Genomic DNA, 19,018 nt, shown 5'->3' with positions numbered 1-19,018 from the left:
CGGTCCCGGGTCCGTATCCGCCCGCGCTGCCGTGCGCGGGCGATGCCGCTACGGACGCCGTTGCCGACGTCCGTAGCGATACCGAGGAACATGACACCACACCACTTCTGGGCATCGCGCCGCAGCAAGACCGGATATTTTGTTAGCAAGCCTTGCGTAATTCCTGTAGTTGGTTTCAACCTCCTTGAGAGCCAAGGATATGACGCCTTAACCTTTTTTGCAAGTCAGTCGAACAAAATAATGGATGTGGTGCACCCCGTCTGTTGGAGATTGGGGAATCTGGTTTCGGCGCGCCGATGGTCCGTCGGCACCGGGGTCTGGTCAGCAGGCGATGAGGGACGCTCCGAGCGCGCCGATCGGAATCGACGCATCGGCGAGCCGCAGGCGTTCCGTCAGCCGCAGACCCGCGATGAATCCGCTGGAGGCCTCCCTGTTGCGCAGTTCCCCGCGCAGCGCATCAAGCAACGGGGACCCGGCGCGGGAAACACCGCCTCCGATGACGATGACCGAAGGATCCGCGGCCTGGGCGACGATCTGCACGACGTCGGCGAGGGCATGCAGCGCGATGCCAAGAACCCGTTCCGCTTCGCCATCGCCGCCGTCGGCCCTCGCGAGGATGTCGGGCAGCGGAGGATCCGCGACGGGCCACATGCGCCGCAGGCCCCCTCCCGAGCATGCGGTCTCCAGGCATCCGCGCTGACCGCATTTGCACGCCATGCGGTTGGGGTCCACCGGCAGGTGGCCGATCTCCCCGAGGGCGCCGGTGTCGCCGCGTTCGACGAGACCGGCGCGAACGAAGCCGGCCGCCAGCCCCGTCCCTAGGTTGACGAACGCCATCCTGCCGTGCTTGAGCCGGTCGGGTAGCGTTCCATAGGCTCCCAGCGCCGCGGCGTTCACATCGTTGTCCACCCACACGGGAAGGCCGAGCATGCCGGATGCGCGACCTCCCAGCTCCAGGTTCTCAATTCCGAGATTGACCACGTTCTCCACGCGCCCGGTGTCGCGGTGCACCAGCCCGGGGATGCCGATGCCCACCGATCTCACCTCATCGAACCGCATTCCGGCCACCTGCCGCACGATGGCTACCGCATCCTCCACGACCTCGTCACCGCCTTTCCGGGCTGCCTTGCGCGCGGATGCGAGAACCGTGCCGGCCGCATCGGTCAGCACCGCCTCGATCTTCGTTCCGCCGACATCCACGCCGACGCGCAGGTTCTCTGTTTCCGGCGTACCACTGGCATTCATCGTCATGACGATCTCCGTTCCCGAGGGCGGACTCCTGTTTCGTCCGCCCGCCATTATGTTCGGAATCCTTACATATTGGATTCGGGAAGCGATGATACACCACGCCACGCGCGCTTGGCGGCGGGACGCACGTGGCGTCAGGACGAGGCCGCCGCGGACAGCCCGCGCCTGCCCACGATCTCGCGCAGCACGGAGACCGCCTGCCCCCGCAGAGTGGCGTCGTCACCGAGCTCACACCGACGCACCCGCATACTGCTCTGGTAGTCGTTCCGCGACAAGGAGTTGACGGTCTCGTCGCATGCATTGAGCAGCGTCTCGCCGACGATGTCGGGAGGTCCGTAGACGGCGATGTCATGAAGATTCAACAGGCTCGCCGGCATGGCCAGAGCTCCGCCGAGCCTCGCACCAGCTTCGGCCAGGATGTCCGCGCGCCGATTCGGGTCCTGGCGAATGCGGTCGCGCAACGCGATGGCGGAGACGTAGGTCTCCAGGCAGCCGCGCTTGCCGCAGGTGCATGCCGGACCATTCGGGTCGATCACAACATGGCCGATCTCACCGGCCGCATGGTCGTCGCCATCCACGAACTCGTCGTTCAGCAGCACCGACGCACCGATGCCCCGGGTGATCTGCACGAGCAGGCAGTTGGGATTGCCGTGCCCGAGGAAGCGGTCGGCGAGCAGTGCGGCGTTCGCGTCGTTGTCCACTCGGACCGGCAACGAGAACTCGCCTTCGAGCATGTCGCGAAGCTCCACGTCGTCCCAGCCGAGATTGGAACTGGATATCACCCTCCCCGCACCGGAGACCACGCCGGGGACTGCGACGCCGATGCCGACAAGCCCCGAACCGGCAAGCCGGATCATCTGACCGACAAGCGAAAGCACGTCGTCGAGATCGACCCGATCGCCATCATCAAGCACACGTTCGCGACGCTCCACGATTCTGGCCCGCAGATCCATCACGGCGCCGGTCATCACATACGGGCGCGACAGATCGATGCACACCAGACGAAGCACGTCCGTATCGATGGCCAGCAAGGTGCCCGGCTTGCCGCGGCCATCCCGTTTCCCCGACCCCAGTTCACGTAGCAGGCCGTCGTCGATCATCTCGCCGGTCACATCCGTGGCGGTGGCGCGCGAGAGCCCCGTCTCCTTGCATAGGTCGGCGCGCGACAGTTGCCGGTCGGGGAACAGCAGCCGGAACAACAGTCTACGGTTGTTGGCCCTTGCGTCGCTGGGATTGGATTTAGCGTACATGGGAGCCCTCCTCGGGTGAGACGATTGCGGAAATGCGGAATCACATTATCGGGACGGACATCCCGGCGTCATCCTCGAACGGCTTTCAGAATAACACCCATCAGGGGACTGACAATATGAAAACCCCGGCACTTTGACAAGTTTCCCATCTCTGTACATAATCATGTTCGACATCCAAACAAAATAGTTGCGACATACGGCCAAAGACGGTCAAGCACGGAAAGAAGACCAACATGAACAACACCACACGCGCAGCCATAGCCACGGCCGCCATCGGAGCCCTGCTCATCCCGCTCGCGGGATGCGGCAACACGACCACAAGCTCGGGCAAGACCGAACTGACGGTATGGTCATGGGACGCCAGCATCGATCGCGCCGCCAAAAACTTCATGAAGGCCAACCCCGACATCACGGTGAAGGTGAGCAACGTCGGCAGCACCGAGGAGACCTACACCGCGCTCAACAACGCGGCCCAGGCCGGCAACGGCCTGCCCGACGTCACCCTGATCGAATACCTCGCCATCCCGCAGTTCGTGCACTCCGGCACGCTCATGGACCTGAGCAAGATCTACGACACCGTCAAGCTCAAGGACACGTTCACCCCCGGCACCTGGAGCTCCGTGAACATCAACGGCGGCCTGTACGCGATGCCCGCCGACTCGGGCCCGATGGCCTACTTCTACGACAAGGACGTGTTCGACAAGGCCGGCATCAGCGAACCGCCGACCACCTGGGACGAGTTCTACGAGGACGCGAAGAAGATCCGCGCCACCGGCTCCTACATCACCTCCGACTCCGGCGACGCGGGCCTGTTCAACGCGATGATGTGGGCCATGGGCGGCCACGCCTACAAACTCAACGACGAAAAACTGACCATCAATATCACCAAGGACAAGGGCGCCCAGCGGTTCATGGACCTCTGGCAGAAGATGCGTGACGAGGACCTGATCGACGTCCACACGAAGACCTGGACCGACGACTGGATGAAGTCACTGGGCGACAGCTCCATCGCCAGCCTCATCAGCGGCGCATGGATGGCCAACAACCTCCTGCAGGGCGTGCCCCAAGCCACCGGCAAATTCCGCGTAGCCCTCCTGCCCACCATCGACGGCACGCCCATCAACGGCGAATACGGCGGCAGCGGACTGGCCATCACCAAGAAGATCCCCGACGGCAAACTCGACGCCGCCAAAAAGTTCGTCGAATACGTCACCACCAACGACGAAGGCATCGACGCCCGCGTATCCAACGGCAGCTTCCCCGCCACCACCAAGACCCTCAACCAGAAGGACTTCCTCGCCAAGACCACGCTCAGAAACGCCGACGGCAGCGACAACGAGTTCTTCGGCGGCCAGAAATACAACGAGGTCTTCTCCCAGGCCGCCAAGGACGTCACCGGCAAATGGGAGTTCCTGCCCTTCGAACCCTATGCCCGCTCCATCTACAACGACAATATGGGATCATTCTTCTCCGGCAAGGAGACTTTCAAGGCTGCCGCTGACAAGTGGCAAAAGGCGCTGAAACTCTACGCCGAAGATCAAGGTTTCATCATCCATTGATTTGATTCCCTGATTTCAGGAGATAGCTATAGCGCTGGCTATGACTTATCTTGTTCGTTTAGTATTCCTCCCGTTATTATAACGGGAGGAATACTAAAGTTGGATGCTCCAGTCGCATGATTCGACTACGTGGTCGGAGTGGGTGGCGATGATGACGATGCCGCCGTTGCCGGCCATGTCGCGCAGGGTGTGGATGACCATGTCGGCGTTGTCGTGGTCGAGAGCACCGGTAGGTTCGTCGGCGAGAATGACTTCAGGTTGTTTGACGATGAGGCGCGCCAGTGCGACGCGTTGTTGTTCACCGCCGGAGAGCTGGTAGACCAGCTCCCTTTGGCGGTCGGCCAGACCGACCCGTTGCAGGGCGTGGGAGATGGTGGTCTTCCTTACCCGTGACGGGAGGTGTGGCAGGGCGACGTTCAGGTTTTCCTCGATGGTGGCGTTGTCGATGAGCGCGTAGTCCTGGAACAGATAGCCCAGGGTGTGTTTGCGGAACATTCGCGCGCCGTGCGCGTGGTATCGGGTGATGTCTCTCCCGTTCACTTCTATCGCGCCGCCGTCCGGCTTCTCCAAGAGGCCGATGCAGTTCAGCAGTGTGCTCTTGCCGGATCCGGATGGTCCGGTGAGAGCGATCATCTGTCCCGAATGGGCCGAGAATCCGAGGTCCTTCCACAGCAGGTGATCGCCGAAGGATTTGGACAGGCCCCGGACGTCAAGCCGTGTGCTCACCGGCGTGCGATCGGGCATGTGGCCGGATAATGCGGTGGTCATCGTTTACTCCTCCCTAGCATGGTTTCGGACGTTGCCGCGCACGTATGCGGCGGTGGACAGCAGGCAGACCGCGAGACTTGTCATGGCGATCAGGACGGCGATGAGCGGCTGATACCCGTCGAGCAGCAGCGGATTGTTCTGAGCGTACGAGACGGTGGACCGGCGCGCGGCCAGAACGGCCTGCGACACGAACCATATGGACGGAATGATCGCCAGTATCGATTCGACGATGACTAGGCTCAGATGGGTTCTCGCGAAGGACCATCCGTGGATGTACCGGGCGAAGATGGTCTGGGCTCGCTCGCGGACCCTGATTCGGGCGATGGCCACGGCCGAGGCGATGAGGACGACGGCCGACATCATGACGTTGTACCCGTGGACGACCAGATCCGATCTGAGCTGCGCGTAATGCGTCGCGGCATTCTGCCCGGCATCGCTTACGGCAAGGATGAAGTCCTCCAGACCCGCCTGCCTTGAGGACGTGATCGCGTACTGCGCGTCATCCAGCAGTGCATCGCCCTGGCTGGCATACGCCGCGTAATCGTCGAAGGACAACAGTCCGCTGCCGTTGTCGACCACAACAATCAGCGCGTCATCGAACAAGGTGGGCGTGTCGGGCAGGGCTGACCCGTAGCCGAATAGCCGCTGGCCCCGCTCGCCGCGCACATAGTCGATCTCGGGAACCGGAACGCCGTAGGCCGACGCATGGGATCGCGCCCAGCTGTCGATCGCTTTCTCGTACGCTTTCACGGCCGCCGCGTCCGCATCATACGGGATCACCACCTTCACCGCCTTGGAGCCGGATGTCAGGCGACGCCCCTTGTCATCCCTGACCGTCTGGTGTCGCAGATAGTTGCCATTGACCAGCAGCACCGTGCTGGACGCTGTCTCCCCGTCGCCCTCAGTGGGCGCCATGAACCGCAGGTCGTCCTCATGGGCCAGAATCATCCGCCCCTCGTCTTCGGCGTGTTCCAGCCATTCGCCGGTCCTGCGACTGTACGCGTCCTGCTCGTCCGTCGACATGTTCGGATTGAGATGCACCTGCGCCACATCGCCGGCGCCCCGCCACGCCTCCTGGGCCTGCCACTGGTTGCGCATATTCCCCACGGCGGTGAACAACAACGTCACCGACCATATGGTGATGAATATCGCCGGAATGCGCACGCAGTACACCGCGATGGAAGGCAGTCTGCGGGGTAGCCGCCCCTTGACCGCGGACAACAGGGGCTGCGCGGCCGCGATTATGAATCCCACTCCATAGGCGATTGCCAGACCCACGCATATGGTTAGGAAGATCGCGGCCGAGAGCATGCCGAACAGGCCCCACTGGGCCCCATGGTTGTGCGCTGCCACCAGAGAGCAAGCCACAATGCTGATAACGCATGCCCCCAACATGCAGGAAACCGCATTGGCCTTGACATCCCGGGCCACCATCATCAACGGGCCTGAACCTTGAAGCCGCTGCACCGCGTATCCCTTCGCGTTCATCAGGGAGAAACCGCCCGCCAACGTCGCACACAACAGCAGCACGACGACCAGTCCCACCCCGACGGGCCTCGACATGACCCATTGCGCATACGAACCGACGAAACTCGTCTTGACAAGGACCCGGTACCCCTGGGACTGCAGTTTCTGCTGCAGGTCGACGGCCGAAGCGGCGGGCCCGTCGAACACGTAATACGTTCCCCGCGGATCGGAAGTGGCCAACTCATCCATCCGGCCGACTACAGTCCGCATCGAGACGTTGAACGACGGATACCCGTGCCCGATCCACGAAGCGGCGTCACCGGCAGGATTGCCGACCGCGACATACAAGTGTCTAGCACCACCGGGATCCCGCACATCGGCGACGCTTTTGACGATATTGACCCTGTCCGCCAGCGCCACCTCGGATATCACACCGACCGTCGCCTCGCTCCTGACCTGCGGTGACGGCCCCGATACCTGCACAGTGGCCCGTACCATAAGAGGCCCCGACAGATCCAGCGCGTTCAACAGCAGAAACGAACCCAACATTGCGGCAAACGCCGCAATCCACACCGCCAGACGAATGGACCCGCTGCGCATGGCACCCTCCTCAAACTCATTAAAGGTGATGCCGTTTTGCGGCATCACCTAATCAATTCTCGATTAGCAATATCTCCAATATGCCTGATCGATTCGAAGGGGATTGCTGTCATAAGCAGTCGCGGTAGACCACTGCTTCTTCACTGCGCATTCTGACCGGACAAGTCCGACATCACCGGTTACACTGGAACCGTGAAGAGCAGATGGATGACGATAGTTTGACCAGTTATAGCCTTCACCGAAATCCATGATTCCGTAGTTCCAAGTTCCACCACCGGCAGGTACGACAGCCGCCATTGCTGTCCCGGTGGCTCCCAGAGATAGTCCTGCCGCTAGAACGATAGCAGCCATTGCTTTGACACGTCGATGTTTATCGGTCATCTTTGACCCTTTCTATAGTAGGCCGAATTCTTTTCGACTCCGTAAGAACTATTGTCCTAAGCGAGAATGCGACGGGCAATGACGAGCAAGCTCGTTGACATCTGGAGATGACATGAAGCCCCCAATCTCGCTATCTTGAGATGACAAATGGCAGCCACAACTTCATCTTGTGCATGGAAATTCTTTATGCGAGGGTCGGTGTCCTAGTTGTTGCGTCATTGATTCTTTCGTGCAGAGCTAGATCTGGTGATGATGTATTGTCCGATGGCATCAGGTTCGCCGATGGGTGTGCCGTTGACTTCGACCCAGGCGTGTGCGCGAAAGGGACGATCGGTGAATCCGGTGCACCATGTGACGGATCGGTGAGATATGCGGCATGCCGCCGCTGTGGAGAGAGACCGAAGCAGACAACCCTGCTGGCTGCGGCATCTGCGGCTTACCGCACATACGGCGTTGCGGTAACGCTTCGCCATGTCGGCATCGGCTGGCGGATACCGTTCGGACCACGTTTCAAGCTGACGGCAAAACTCTCCGATTCGTTGTCGTTCCATCTGTCTTCCGATAATGATGGCAATCAGCGCCACCAGGCGGTCGTGAAAGTTGACTCGTGTGATTGCTTCCGGCTGTAGAGGGATGCTCATAAACGCACGTGCTTCCCCATATCGGCGAGAAATCGTTCCGTATCCCGGACGATGATTTGTCTGTCAGCCCGATATTCTTCGGCGATTTCATTCGTGCAATCCTCGACGGTTTTGCCGTGCATCAGACCGTCGAGGATGATTCGGCCTATTTCGTTGATCTGCAGGTATTCGCCGGTGTCGTTGACGAATACGATTGCCCCTCCCTCTTTGGGATACAGAGATATCTGGTCCTTCAGGCTGGTGTTCGCCATCGTGTCATCGGTTTGCATGTCTTAGCCACCTTTCCACTGCCGCGACTCGTTGCATTTCGAACAGAAACGTGATGTCAGGCATCGGCATGGAAGCTCGACGCCGTATGGCTGGCATATCGATCAATCCTTCTTCGTCCAGCTCTCCACCGGTGATTGAGTTGAGCAGCGAGTCCTTCGAGCGTTGCCAGGCCAGATACAGTGAATATGAGTGATCGCCTTTGACGGGACGCCGGAATATCGTTTCGGGGACTATGCCTTTGAGTGCCCGGTACAATACGGCTTTGTGTAGATTTCCTTCGGTGCGTGCACTGATTGGGGCGCATAGCGCATAGTCCGCGATCCCATGGTCCAGGTAGGGGGAGCGGAACGTTATGTCGTCAGAGGCGAACGTCCGATTAACCTGATTGAGCATTCGTGCCTGCATTGACAGAGAATAGAGCGCCTGATGACGGCTTCGGTCGGGGCTCAATGGCCGAATGTCGGCGTGTTTGAATTGTGATTCAATAGCGCTATATAGGATATCCCTGGCTTTTGTGGTCAGGAATTCGGGAATGAGTATGACATCGTGCCATCCACAAGGCGAGGAGCGATGGTTATGACCTTGTTCCGCGTCCAGGAACGATGACCGTAATTCCTCATACAGATCGGTGTTATCGGTCAGATCGAGAATTGCCTGATGGGGTGGGATTCGGTAATCGGCGCTGTATTGTCTTCGGATGTCTCGTAGTCGCAGTGGGTGTTCCCGCAGGCAGCTCCAAGATGAGGATGGCATAGATGCGAACAGCTCGTCTCCTCCGAAACCTGTGACATGGATACGGCTTGTGCCTGCCTCCATTTCGGAGATTCGGCTGAGATAGCCTTCGATATCGCTCCAGTAGATCGGTTCTTCAGGTATCTCGTTGTTGGGGTATTCGGCTGCGGGTTCGAATGATCTGTTTCCATCCACGACTCGGCCGACTTTGATGAGTGGCATCCGAACGTCCTCGGAGATTCGCTCGGCCCATTGGGAATCCTGATTCATTGGATCGTCGGGTGTTTCATGATACAGGGGCATACGAACCCCTCGCTGGCGAAGATGTATGTGATGGCGGCGGAATCCACTCCTCCGGACACATCGGCGGATAGTAGTGCCTCATTGCGCCACTCATCCGCGATCGTCAGGAAACTGCTCCTTAGCGATGCCAGAATTGCGCCGTTTGAAACATGTTTTATGGGTGAAGGTTCCGCTCTCGTATATCGCGGCCTATTGGATTTGTCGAGGTGCAGTATGGTTGCGACAGGTATGGAATGTACGTTCCTCCATGGGGATTTGTCCCCTCGTAGGCTGTCAGGGAGCGAAGGCAGCAGATCCATGACAATGCGTTCTAGGTCAAGATCGGCGTTCGTGATGCTTGCAAGTCGGGAGGCGCTGTCCGACAGGAGCACTTCATCTTCGGAGACGATCCAGAACATGCGATCGCCACTCAGCAGAGGAACTTGGACGCATGTTCCCTCGTCATTGATGCTGATGGAGGCGGGAAGCTTCGAACAGTCCGTTGGCTTCCCGCCGCGGACAATCACGGTACGGTTTGGGTTCTTATACGTAAACGGCATCACGTTTCCCTATCCTGATACAGCTAGGGATCATCAATATATGCAGGGTTTCGGTCAGTTCGATCCCCAAGGGAACGGGGCCTTGGCGCCGCCAACATCGACATAGTTGCCGAACCATACGCCATTGGTTGCTTCCTTGAATGATGCGATGACCTCAACGGCAGGAGGCACATAATCCTTCATCTTCGTTCTCCTCGTGTTCTGGATATGGAACCGGATTGCATGTCGGTGCATGCCATTCCAGTTAACATGATTTGGATAGTACATCCAAGAATGTGTTTGGTGTTTGTCATCTTCGGATGACAAACACCAAACACATGGATCTATGGGGAATCGGACGATCTGCTGGCGTTTTTCAGTCTTCCTTCCAGAGTTGGCCGCGGGAACCCTCTTTTACCACGGTGCCTTTATCCAGTACCACAACATCATCGGTAATCGGCTTCAGCTTGCCGTCCGGTTCGGATGCGATGAGCACCGCAACGCCACGATTTGTCTGCTTCCGTATCTGCTCGCAGATCCAATTCGTGCCCGATTGATCGAGTGCCTGGAGCGGTTCATCTACGATCAGGGCTTTGGGATTGGGAAGCAGAGCTATGGCGAATCGCATTTTGAGGACATCGATTGGAGCGAGATCGTGGAGCTTGACGGTGAGAAGATTCTGCAGTTCGGTCATGTGAATAATCCCGTCAAGAAGCGAATCAGACGTTCCGGCCCAGAACGCCTTCCAACGAAGATAGGTTCCGACCGAGTAATACGGGGATAGTGAAATGGCTTCGGGCATTGCATTCACAACGTTTTTGGGTATACGGGATGTGCCACAGGGTTTGCCACAGGTGTATATGCATCCGGAATCCGGGATATCCAGTCCCAACAGCATCCGGAGAACAGTTGTTTTGCCGGCGTCATGTGGCCCCATCAGAACGGTGACTCGACCTGCATAGGCGGCAAATGTGATCCCATGCAATTCGCGACCGGCATGATTGAATGAGACGTTCTCAAACGCAATGATGGGTGAAGCCGAATCGGGCAGCTGGCACATCGTTTTCCTTTCTTCGATTGACCCGAGCCGCAATAATCGAAGTCCCCCCCCTAACGGTTTTTGGATACTGCCCTATCTTAGGGGATGGCAAAAGTGACGTGATATATGCTAGGTTTGTTCCGTTCGCTTGAGCGACGGACATAGACAGTTAACCAGTTTGCTCTATTCTCCAATAAAAGGATTGTGGTGTTTGTCATCTGAAGATGACAAACACCACAATCGTTGAGATGAATATCGTGATTTTTATGCTGGTTTGCTGCCTGTTATTTGGTCCAGCCCCGATTGATACCAAGCTATGGCGATTTGGACTCGGTCCCGCATGTGCATTCTGGCCAATATGCGGCTTACCGTGCGTCGTACCGATGTCGTTTCGATGAATAGGCGCTCCGCGATTTCCTGATTGGACAAGCCTGCCGCCACGAGTTCCGCGACTTCATGTTCCCGCTTGGAAAGTCCGTCGAATAGGCTTCGTAGCAGCTTGATGCGGGTGTTGTCCGATATGGGCCGAACCCCGCGATTGAGTACTTCACCGGTGATTCTCGGTGTCAATACCGCATCTCCGTTATGCACGGCGTGTACGGCGTCACGTAGCTGTTTGGGGGTCGCATCCTTGAGCAGGAATCCGGATGCCCCTCGCGCCAATCCGTCGAAGGCGTAATCGTCCTCATCGTATGTGGTCAGGATCAGTATCTGGATTTGGGGGAATTGCTCCTTGATGATGCCCGTCGCCTCTATGCCGTCCATGACGGGCATGCGCACGTCCATCAGAATCACGTCAGGCAGTTGCTGCGGTGATTGCCGTAGGAACTCGATTGCTTGGGCGCCGTCCACGGCCTGGGAGCTGACGATGATGTTCGGATCGTTGTTCAGCATCATCATGAAGCCGGTGCGCGCCCCTCGCATGTCATCGACCAGCATGACCTTGATGATGTCGTCTCTTGCATCCTTCATGGTTCTTCCGTTTCTTTCAGGGGATTAGTGCCTTGACCGCCCAGCCATTGCCGTATGGCCCATAGGACAGGGTGCCGCCCATTTTCGCAAGGCGTTGGGAGAGCCGTTGCAGTCCGGTTCCACCTGTCGGCTTCCTGCTTTGACCGGATGCCTCGCCGGTGGTGTCGTGTCCGGAGACGTGTCCATCGTTGCGGATCGTGATTGCTGTTCCGCCATCACGGTAATGATTCCAGGAGACGGCAATGCGGGTCAGTCCCGCGCCGTGCCGAAGGGCATTGGTCAGTGCCTCGCGAGTGACGGCGAAGCATAAATCCGAACGGCGGGGGTCCTCGACGCGTCTTCCCGTTTCGGTGAACACGACGATGATTCCGGTTGAGCGTATGTGTTCCAGTACGGGTCTGATATCGTCCCAATCCCGTAAACGCAGGATGTCATCCTGATTCACTGGGTCAAGACCGACCTGTTCCAAAGACGGCTGCGATTCCTCTTCATTGAAGACCTTTAGTATACGGCGCGTATCGGTCAGACTGTCCTTCGCAATCGATGTGATCTCTGCTAAGACATCAGCCAGTTGCGAAGCGGAATAGCCGCCATTCCTTATGCAGTCCTCACCTCCCTGCGATAACGCGATAATCGAGGTCAATCCATGACCGACACTGTCATGCAGCTCGTTGGCCATGCGAAGGCGCCGTTCCGTACGATTCTTTTCCTCCGCCAGCATTGCGGTCTTTCGCCGTGCCTCGGACAGCAGCCTATTCGACGTTCGCCGTTCCCACGCTATGGACAACAGTGAGGATGCGATGCCGACCAAAGCGACGGAGTACAGTAACGCCAAATATTGAGGCTGCAGATAGGAGGGATAGATGTATTGCATTGCGATCATGCAGATCATGGCCAGATCGCACATGGCCTGAACATACAAAGGAAGCCGAATGCACAGATAAAGCACCAAGATAAGCGCGACCTGCGTGTATGAGTGCAGACCAACGCCGAACAGGACGCCCAGAGAGAGCTCAATGAATTCCAAGGCCAGCAACGCCACGGGGCTTCTGGACCTTAACGTCACGTTTATGGCTCCCAAAACTAGCAGTATAAGGAAGTACCATATTCCCGCTCCCTCGTTGAGGAACCGGATAAACGAATATCCTGTGCCGATTGCCATCCGCTCTTTCACATAATCGCGGATCAGCACGCCCATCGTGCCAACGATGCAGATCAGAGTCGTCGTGAAACGAAGCAGGCGTTCCCCTTTGAGCTGACGAAGCCATAGGATCAATCGATCCCGCGGGGTGACGGCTAACGTTTGTCTCCCATCTGATGACTTACCCCGGCGTGAGCCCATAATGAGATGGTTCCTCGCAACCTGCACCTTACGCCTTCTTCGTTGTCCGAGAATACAGCTTTCCCATTATCTACGATTTGAGGCTCGCATGTCCATGACTGGGCTCCTGTTTGACATCTACGGATGACAGTAACTTATCGCGGACTTCCCTCTCCGCTTGCGGAGAGAATGCTCCAGGCGGGGCTGTTCGACATACTCTCCGCAATCGGCGCGGGAACGCGGCCCCGGTCCATGCGCTGCGCGCATGACCGTGCTGTCTGGCCGCTCGCATGCTCGCGGCGGTGGGCCGCGCGGAATCTGACGAGGGGTTTGCGGCCACCACCAGCATGCCATGCGCTCCGTCTGCGTTCCCTGCGCCGTGTCCCGCGCCGCTCCCGTGCCTGCGCTGCGACGGCGGACCAGCATGCCGTCTTCGCTACTGCCCGGATCGTCGCGGTCCACGCCTCCGGTCTCTCCGCCTGCGCGCATGGCAGGCGGGTGGTGTCCGAAATGGAAACCACACGGAAAGGACCGATGGACATGAACGACATGGTGGACACCCGCACGACGGGAACCGGACTGGCGAAGCGCGTACGCGACGGGTTCCTTCAGGACCGGCGTGAACTTGGGCCGGCGGAAGCGGCCGACAAGTGGTTCGCACCCCTGATGGACAGGTGGAACGGCCTGCTGTCGCGCGACGAGGGAGGCTTCTCCCATGAGGAGCGCGTCACGCTGGCGGTGCTGATGACCGAGTGCCTGAGCATGCGGGACGCGCTGATACTCGCATCTTTGCGCGAGATGGGCGGCGGCGAACTGCACATGCTGTACGCCCAGCCGCATTCGATGGAGTCGGCGGCCGTGGTCATGCGCGAACTGTCACGGGCGTTCAAGGACGCCGCCTACCAGCCGGACACGAGACGCGGGGAACGCGCGACGGCGTTGCTGGAATCGGTGACGGCCGACGCCCCGGACGGATACAAGGCACAGCCGATGGCGTCGTGCGCGTACCTGCTGTGGATGGCCGACCGTTCGACCGCCGCCGCGGTGCGCGCGCTCAAGGCCTTGGCCTTGGACGACGACTGCTCGTTGGCATCCCTCGTGCTCGCGGCCAGCGAACACGGCATCCGCCCCGCGTGGACGGAACGCCGCCGCCACTGAGCGTCGGCCGTGGATTCATCTGGCTGGGGCTTCCGATTCCGGAAGCCCCAGCCAATCCCCAATCATCTGTTTTTTCAAGGAGACAATCATGGAAACCGCAATCATCGAACGTCCCGTATCGGCCGACGAAGGCATGGAGGAATCGAACATCGTCATGCTGGACGTGGGACTTATCGATCCGAACCCCGCGAACCCGCGCCGCGACGTGGGCGATGTGTCGGAACTCGCGGATTCGATACGCGCGCAGGGCATCCGGCAAAACCTGCTCGTCACTCCCACGCCGCAGGGACGCTACCTGCTCGTCATCGGGCATCGCCGCCTCGCCGCCGCCAAACTCGCCGGATTGAGCCGGGTACCCGCCGTGGTGGCCGATTTGTCGGAACGGGAGCAACGCGAGCTCATGCTCGTGGAGAACAGCCAGCGCGCCGACCTGACCGTCATCGAGGAGGCCGACGGCTATCAGGGGCTTCTCGATTTGGGCGTGGGCGTGGACGAGGCAGCGCAACGCACCGGCCGTTCCACGTCATTGGTGCGCCGACGCCTGAAGATAGCCGCCATCGGCGAGAACGCGCGAAGCAAGGCCGGAACGGCCCAGCTGAGCATCGACGACTGGGAGACCATCGCCGACTTCGACCGGCATCCAGACCTTCAGGAACGGCTCGCCGAGGCGGCAGGCGGCAAGAACTGGAACATGGCCGTCAAGCACGCCCGGCAGGAGCGAACATGGCGCGAATGGCTCGACACGGCGCGAGCCGAATTGGAACGCATGGGCATCGACGCGGCCGACGAACAGCCGAACACGGACAACTGGTATGACTCGCCAAAGGGATTGCGTCGCACCACGATGCTGACCACGGGCGACATCGCCAAGGCCATCGACGCATGGCGCGACTCCCATGACGGAGCCACGCCCGTCGTTGGAGTGCGGGCCGAAGGCGCGTCATGGGCGCGCGGCATCGCCCTGTACGAAACCGTGGACGAGGAGGCCGAGACCGCGGCCCGCGAGGCGCGTGAGGCGCGTTGGCGCGAGGAACGGGAACGCGAGGAACGCGAGACGGCACCGGCCAAGGAGTTCGCGCGGGCAAGCCGTGATTTGCGCATCGCGTTCGTGACGCATCTCATGGAACTGAAATCCCAGCCGAAGGGCATCGGCAAAGCCGTCGCCCTGCTGTCCGCGAGATTCGCGCTCGATACGCTCACCGAGGGATTCGACCAATGGAACAGTCATGCCGAGGACGTCTGGGAGCAAATCACCGGCATCGGCACGGCGGGCGACGACGCCGATGATGCAAAGCCGGAGGACGAGGCCGAAGACCCGTTACGCGAGTCCGTCACCGCGATGATTGCCGGCGACCCGCAACGGGCCGCGTTCGGACTGCTCTACGCCTTGGCCGAAGAGCGCGTCAGCTGGGAAACGTGGCGTGACGCGGCGACCATCGCGGAACACGCCGCACCGTTGTACGAGGCGTTGGAAACACTCGGCTACCGCACCTCGGACACGGAAGCCGAAGCCCTCAACGGCTCCCTCGTACCAATCGATGACGACGACAATGGCGAGGATACCGGCATAGGGCAGGACAGCGAACCGGACGACGATGGGGCGTCGCAAGCCGACGACGCATCCGGCGAGCCGGACGACGCCGAATAAGCGACGGACGGGGCGGAACCGGAATACGGGTTCCGCCCCCGTCCGGGCGCGAATGGCGAAACGTGACGGCGCATGCGCGCCCGCGCCTTCCGGAGCCAAGCGGCGGCGGGTGACGTTCAGCCGTGGCGGGAGGAGCGTCGTCGGAGCCGCGCGTCGCACCAATCCATGAGCATGCTCGCAAGCACGGCCGTGAGAAACGTGGCGACGATCAACGCGAACGAGCCGTCCAATGCCGGAGCGTCCGAGCCGGCGAGGAAATGCATGAGCAGGAACGCCAGCATGAGCAATCCCGACAGCATGGCGAACGCCGTGAACACGGAGTTCACGAGGAACACCACGAGCCGCAACGGGTGCGCGAACAGGGCAAGGCACGAGGCCACGCCACGCATCAGCATGCGTATCACGCCCGTCGCCAGCGACAGGCCAAGCATCACCAGCAGCATCGGCATCGCCGCCACCTCCCGTATGTAGCCAATGTCATCCAGCGTAGCCGCCAGGACGCGGGAAACCGAATCGCAATCCCTCCGGGTCCAATCCAATCGAACCGGATTCTCCGGCATCACCGGCATCGGCCGCATTCGCCGTTGCGGCGTTGTCTTCCGTCAGGGCAATCTCCGGCGTATCGACGGCGGATGCCGGTCGGCCGTCGGATTCGAGGGACAAATCCTCGCCATCATGGATTTCGCCGTGACTATCGGCGGGATTGGCCTGCCCGTAGTCGGGCGTGACGGCATGGAACGCCATGCCCGTCTCCCTTGGCTCCATCCTGAGCGTGCGCACGAGCTGGGCACGAGGCATGTGATGGTCGTCGCAGAACGATTGGGCGGCGTCACGGAATCGTTCCGCGGCCCAGCGCATATCGTCCAGCAGGATACCCAAACGCGACAGTTCGCCGCGTTTGCGCCGAAGCGCCTCCAACTCGGCATCCAATGCGTTGTCGGCGATGGCGCGCATCGCCCGGTTGCGTTCCCTCGGCTTCGCCATGACGGTCTCCTCACGGTGATTGTTCTTCACTGCCCCGCATCGTAGAACGACGCCGGCAATGATGCCGGCGGACACGAAACGGAACCGGCGTCGGCATGCGAAACGTGACCTGAAGTCCGCCGCGCATGGCGTGGCGCCAAGGCGAAACTGACCGGTGCGCAACCATCCCCTCCCCGGAGGGGCGGTTGGTGCGTAGCAAGCATCGCCGGTGTACGTACACCGGCGCGGCCCCGCGAGGCTCGGGGCCGATCGCGGGACACCCGTGGAACCCGATATGAGGAGGCGCCGATGGGTTGGAAAGGCAACCGTTCCAGGACGATCCGCAAGGCGGTCACGTTCAGCGAGGAGGAATGGCGGTGGGTGGCGGACTCGCTCAAAGTGGAGAACCGTCAGCGCATCCAGGCCGGGCTCAGGCCCGTGGGATGGATGGCGTTCGCCCGCAACAGGATCAGATGCGCCCACCGCGTCAACATCACCGTGCCCGCGAACCTGCATGACGTGAGCGCCCAACTGGCGAGGATCGGCAACAACGTCAACCAGATCGCCCGTCACGCGAACACCACGCGGGAGACGGACCTGGCCATGCTCTCGCGCGTGTTCGACGAGCTGCGCCAGGCGGAACGGCTGGTCGCGGGCCTGCGCATCCGGGTGGAGACCGACGTTGACCCCAAAGGGGTGCCCGAATGGCTGTAGTCAAGATCGGCAAGATCAAAAGCACGCTTGCCCGCAGCATCACCTACGTGACGAACCCGGCCAAGACCGACGGCTACCGGTGGGCCTCGACCACCGTCGGCGATGACATCACGGACGCCGAGTCCATCGCCCGAGGCTTCGAATGTGCGTTGGACGCCACGAAAGGCGGCTCACGCCGGCAGGGGGCCGTGTTGGCGCTGCACGTGATCCAATCGTTCGATCCCACCGACCAGGTCACGCCCCGATTGGCGCATCTGATCGGGGAACGGTTCGTCCGGGAGATCACCGGAGGCACGCACGACTACGTGATTGCCACCCACACCGACAGATCCCACATGCACAACCACATCCTCATCTGCCCGGCAGACCGGATCACAGGCAAGGCCCTGCGTCTGAGGAAAGGAACCCTGGGCGAATGGCGGAAGATCAGCGACCGGCTATGCCGCGAATACGGCCTGCACACCCTCATGCCGGAACAGTCCGGGCGCGTGGCCCCGTCGATCGGGGAACTCCATCTGAGCGCCAGAGGCGGCAACCTCAAGGACCGGTTGCGCACCAGCATCGACACGGCCTGCATGAACGCCCATGACTTCGCGGGCTTCCGCCGCGAACTCGCGACGCTCGGCGTCAACGCGACCGTGCGCGGCGGACGCATCACCTACACGCCACGCGGGCAGACACGCGGAATCCGAGACCGGCGACTGGGCGTGGCATACAACATGCTCGCCATCATGGGCAAGATCCACCGGCGCACACTCAGCGAGATCACCTTCCACGAGGCCATGATCGCCCGTCGGACGGATACGGCGGTGACCGTTCGAGTGCCCGGCACGCACGGACGCCTGCGCCTGTCCATACCGTGCGACCGGCTCGTGCGTGACGGAAGGATCTGGCACGCCTACCTGTCCGACGACGTCAGACAAGTGCTCACCGACGGGAACGGCGGCTATGTGCGATCGACGGACTGCGAGGGCCTGTACGCATGGTTCGCACGGCCCACGCTGCGACTGGAGGACTACTGCCGTCAACGGTTCGACGGCCGGGACCTGACCGGCGTGAACGGACGCGCGCTGCGTCAGGCAATCGCCTGCGACCGACTCGCCGACAGCCTGCGCGAACTCAAGGTACTCGCCCAGGTCATCGACGAAGGCGACGGCCGACTGGCGACGCTCGGCCGACTCACCGACTCCGTCGAACTCAACGCGAAGCACATGCGCGCCCTGATCGCGCTCATCGCCGACAACCACGATCGGGGAGCCGACGTCGCGGGATTGGAGGCGCAGCTCGCCATCGAGGAACGGGAGACCCGCGATCTGGCATCCGACGCCCTCGCCCTGCGACGACTCATCGCACGCACCACGCCGACAAGCGAACGCTCCGACAACACACGGCGCACACAGCGCCGCGATGACGGGCATCGTGTCCGCCGCAGGAACCGGTGAGCCGGCGGAAGCTGGAACGCAACG

Annotated in this window: 19 protein-coding genes; 5 read left to right on the top strand and 14 right to left on the bottom strand. The window is 60.7% G+C overall.

Annotated features, from left to right (window positions below):
• Positions 1-321: 321 nt before the first annotated feature.
• Positions 322-1,251, bottom strand: a complete 930-nt coding sequence (locus BHAP_RS03015; protein ID WP_094667170.1) for an ROK family protein — start codon at positions 1,249-1,251, stop codon at positions 322-324.
• A gap of 131 nt (positions 1,252-1,382) precedes the next feature.
• Positions 1,383-2,498, bottom strand: coding sequence for an ROK family protein (locus BHAP_RS03010; RefSeq protein ID WP_094729296.1), 1,116 nt, complete (start codon positions 2,496-2,498; stop codon positions 1,383-1,385).
• A gap of 233 nt (positions 2,499-2,731) precedes the next feature.
• Here BHAP_RS03010 and BHAP_RS03005 point away from each other — a divergent pair, with 233 nt between their 5' ends.
• Positions 2,732-4,057 carry an ABC transporter substrate-binding protein gene (locus BHAP_RS03005; protein WP_055427644.1) on the top strand — a complete coding sequence of 442 codons (1,326 nt, stop codon included), beginning with the start codon at positions 2,732-2,734 and terminating at the stop codon, positions 4,055-4,057.
• Between the two features lie 93 nt (positions 4,058-4,150).
• Here BHAP_RS03005 and BHAP_RS03000 read toward each other — a convergent pair whose 3' ends face one another.
• From BHAP_RS03000 to BHAP_RS02960, 10 genes are all read right to left on the bottom strand, one after another.
• On the bottom strand, positions 4,151-4,825 hold the full coding sequence (locus BHAP_RS03000) for an ATP-binding cassette domain-containing protein (RefSeq protein WP_201780449.1): 675 nt from the start codon (positions 4,823-4,825) through the stop codon (positions 4,151-4,153).
• Between the two features lie 3 nt (positions 4,826-4,828).
• Positions 4,829-6,940, bottom strand: coding sequence for a hypothetical protein (locus BHAP_RS02995; protein ID WP_143248718.1), 2,112 nt, complete (start codon positions 6,938-6,940; stop codon positions 4,829-4,831).
• A gap of 15 nt (positions 6,941-6,955) precedes the next feature.
• Positions 6,956-7,273 (bottom strand): lactococcin 972 family bacteriocin, encoded by a 318-nt coding sequence (locus BHAP_RS02990; protein WP_082440437.1) that lies wholly within the window; start codon positions 7,271-7,273, stop codon positions 6,956-6,958.
• Between the two features lie 215 nt (positions 7,274-7,488).
• A complete protein-coding gene (locus BHAP_RS12075) occupies positions 7,489-7,914 on the bottom strand; it encodes a lasso peptide biosynthesis B2 protein (RefSeq protein ID WP_082440438.1) in 426 nt (141 codons plus the stop codon).
• Positions 7,911-8,183: a PqqD family protein gene (locus tag BHAP_RS02980; protein WP_055427646.1), complete on the bottom strand. Its 273-nt coding sequence runs from the start codon at positions 8,181-8,183 to the stop codon at positions 7,911-7,913. Before BHAP_RS02980 ends, BHAP_RS12075 begins: the two co-directional genes overlap by 4 nt.
• Positions 8,170-9,219 (bottom strand): asparagine synthase-related protein, encoded by a 1,050-nt coding sequence (locus BHAP_RS02975; RefSeq protein ID WP_244569277.1) that lies wholly within the window; start codon positions 9,217-9,219, stop codon positions 8,170-8,172. The genes BHAP_RS02980 and BHAP_RS02975 overlap by 14 nt, the downstream gene beginning before the upstream one ends.
• A gap of 593 nt (positions 9,220-9,812) precedes the next feature.
• On the bottom strand, positions 9,813-9,941 hold the full coding sequence (locus BHAP_RS11435; RefSeq protein WP_014484606.1) for a lasso RiPP family leader peptide-containing protein: 129 nt from the start codon (positions 9,939-9,941) through the stop codon (positions 9,813-9,815).
• A gap of 172 nt (positions 9,942-10,113) precedes the next feature.
• Positions 10,114-10,797: an ATP-binding cassette domain-containing protein gene (locus BHAP_RS02970; RefSeq protein WP_055427647.1), complete on the bottom strand. Its 684-nt coding sequence runs from the start codon at positions 10,795-10,797 to the stop codon at positions 10,114-10,116.
• A 243-nt stretch (positions 10,798-11,040) separates the two neighbouring features.
• Positions 11,041-11,748, bottom strand: a complete 708-nt coding sequence (locus tag BHAP_RS02965) for a response regulator transcription factor (protein WP_055427648.1) — start codon at positions 11,746-11,748, stop codon at positions 11,041-11,043.
• A gap of 16 nt (positions 11,749-11,764) precedes the next feature.
• On the bottom strand, positions 11,765-12,946 hold the full coding sequence (locus tag BHAP_RS02960) for a sensor histidine kinase (protein ID WP_244569276.1): 1,182 nt from the start codon (positions 12,944-12,946) through the stop codon (positions 11,765-11,767).
• A gap of 657 nt (positions 12,947-13,603) precedes the next feature.
• Here BHAP_RS02960 and BHAP_RS02955 point away from each other — a divergent pair.
• Both BHAP_RS02955 and BHAP_RS02950 read left to right on the top strand, forming a co-directional pair.
• Entirely contained in the window at positions 13,604-14,227 is a 624-nt protein-coding gene (locus BHAP_RS02955; RefSeq protein WP_055427649.1) for a DUF4192 family protein, read from the top strand.
• Positions 14,228-14,315: 88 nt separating this feature from the next.
• A complete protein-coding gene (locus tag BHAP_RS02950; RefSeq protein ID WP_055427650.1) occupies positions 14,316-15,875 on the top strand; it encodes a ParB/RepB/Spo0J family partition protein in 1,560 nt (519 codons plus the stop codon).
• A gap of 116 nt (positions 15,876-15,991) precedes the next feature.
• Here the strand turns inward: BHAP_RS02950 and BHAP_RS02945 are convergent, their stop codons facing one another.
• Complete coding sequence (locus tag BHAP_RS02945; protein WP_055427651.1) at positions 15,992-16,324, bottom strand: hypothetical protein; 333 nt, start codon at positions 16,322-16,324, stop codon at positions 15,992-15,994.
• Between the two features lie 28 nt (positions 16,325-16,352).
• Positions 16,353-16,859: a hypothetical protein gene (locus tag BHAP_RS02940; protein ID WP_055427652.1), complete on the bottom strand. Its 507-nt coding sequence runs from the start codon at positions 16,857-16,859 to the stop codon at positions 16,353-16,355.
• A 288-nt stretch (positions 16,860-17,147) separates the two neighbouring features.
• Between BHAP_RS02940 and BHAP_RS02935 the strand changes: the two genes are divergently transcribed.
• Positions 17,148-17,552, top strand: a complete 405-nt coding sequence (locus BHAP_RS02935; protein WP_055427653.1) for a MobC family plasmid mobilization relaxosome protein — start codon at positions 17,148-17,150, stop codon at positions 17,550-17,552.
• Complete coding sequence (locus tag BHAP_RS02930) at positions 17,543-18,994, top strand: relaxase/mobilization nuclease domain-containing protein (RefSeq protein WP_094667172.1); 1,452 nt, start codon at positions 17,543-17,545, stop codon at positions 18,992-18,994. Before BHAP_RS02935 ends, BHAP_RS02930 begins: the two co-directional genes overlap by 10 nt.
• Positions 18,995-19,018: the final 24 nt, after the last annotated feature.

The sequence above is a fragment of the Bifidobacterium hapali genome (assembly GCF_002259755.1).
Taxonomy (GTDB): domain Bacteria; phylum Actinomycetota; class Actinomycetes; order Actinomycetales; family Bifidobacteriaceae; genus Bifidobacterium; species Bifidobacterium hapali.
The sequence above is the reverse complement of the archived record's forward strand: the minus strand, read 5'-3'. Positions and strand labels throughout refer to the sequence as shown.

Coding starts and splice junctions, on each gene's coding strand:
- BHAP_RS03015 (WP_094667170.1), bottom strand. CDS start 1,251: ATGACGATGAATGCCAGTGGTACGCCGGAAACAGAGAACCTGCGCGTC.
- BHAP_RS03010 (WP_094729296.1), bottom strand. CDS start 2,498: ATGTACGCTAAATCCAATCCCAGCGACGCAAGGGCCAACAACCGTAGA.
- BHAP_RS03005 (WP_055427644.1), top strand. CDS start 2,732: ATGAACAACACCACACGCGCAGCCATAGCCACGGCCGCCATCGGAGCC.
- BHAP_RS03000 (WP_201780449.1), bottom strand. CDS start 4,825: ATGACCACCGCATTATCCGGCCACATGCCCGATCGCACGCCGGTGAGC.
- BHAP_RS02990 (WP_082440437.1), bottom strand. CDS start 7,273: ATGACCGATAAACATCGACGTGTCAAAGCAATGGCTGCTATCGTTCTA.
- BHAP_RS12075 (WP_082440438.1), bottom strand. CDS start 7,914: ATGAGCATCCCTCTACAGCCGGAAGCAATCACACGAGTCAACTTTCAC.
- BHAP_RS02980 (WP_055427646.1), bottom strand. CDS start 8,183: ATGCAAACCGATGACACGATGGCGAACACCAGCCTGAAGGACCAGATA.
- BHAP_RS02975 (WP_244569277.1), bottom strand. CDS start 9,219: ATGCCCCTGTATCATGAAACACCCGACGATCCAATGAATCAGGATTCC.
- BHAP_RS11435 (WP_014484606.1), bottom strand. CDS start 9,941: ATGAAGGATTATGTGCCTCCTGCCGTTGAGGTCATCGCATCATTCAAG.
- BHAP_RS02970 (WP_055427647.1), bottom strand. CDS start 10,797: ATGTGCCAGCTGCCCGATTCGGCTTCACCCATCATTGCGTTTGAGAAC.
- BHAP_RS02965 (WP_055427648.1), bottom strand. CDS start 11,748: ATGAAGGATGCAAGAGACGACATCATCAAGGTCATGCTGGTCGATGAC.
- BHAP_RS02960 (WP_244569276.1), bottom strand. CDS start 12,946: ATGGGCGTGCTGATCCGCGATTATGTGAAAGAGCGGATGGCAATCGGC.
- BHAP_RS02955 (WP_055427649.1), top strand. CDS start 13,604: ATGGACATGAACGACATGGTGGACACCCGCACGACGGGAACCGGACTG.
- BHAP_RS02950 (WP_055427650.1), top strand. CDS start 14,316: ATGGAAACCGCAATCATCGAACGTCCCGTATCGGCCGACGAAGGCATG.
- BHAP_RS02945 (WP_055427651.1), bottom strand. CDS start 16,324: ATGCCGATGCTGCTGGTGATGCTTGGCCTGTCGCTGGCGACGGGCGTG.
- BHAP_RS02940 (WP_055427652.1), bottom strand. CDS start 16,859: ATGGCGAAGCCGAGGGAACGCAACCGGGCGATGCGCGCCATCGCCGAC.
- BHAP_RS02935 (WP_055427653.1), top strand. CDS start 17,148: ATGGGTTGGAAAGGCAACCGTTCCAGGACGATCCGCAAGGCGGTCACG.
- BHAP_RS02930 (WP_094667172.1), top strand. CDS start 17,543: ATGGCTGTAGTCAAGATCGGCAAGATCAAAAGCACGCTTGCCCGCAGC.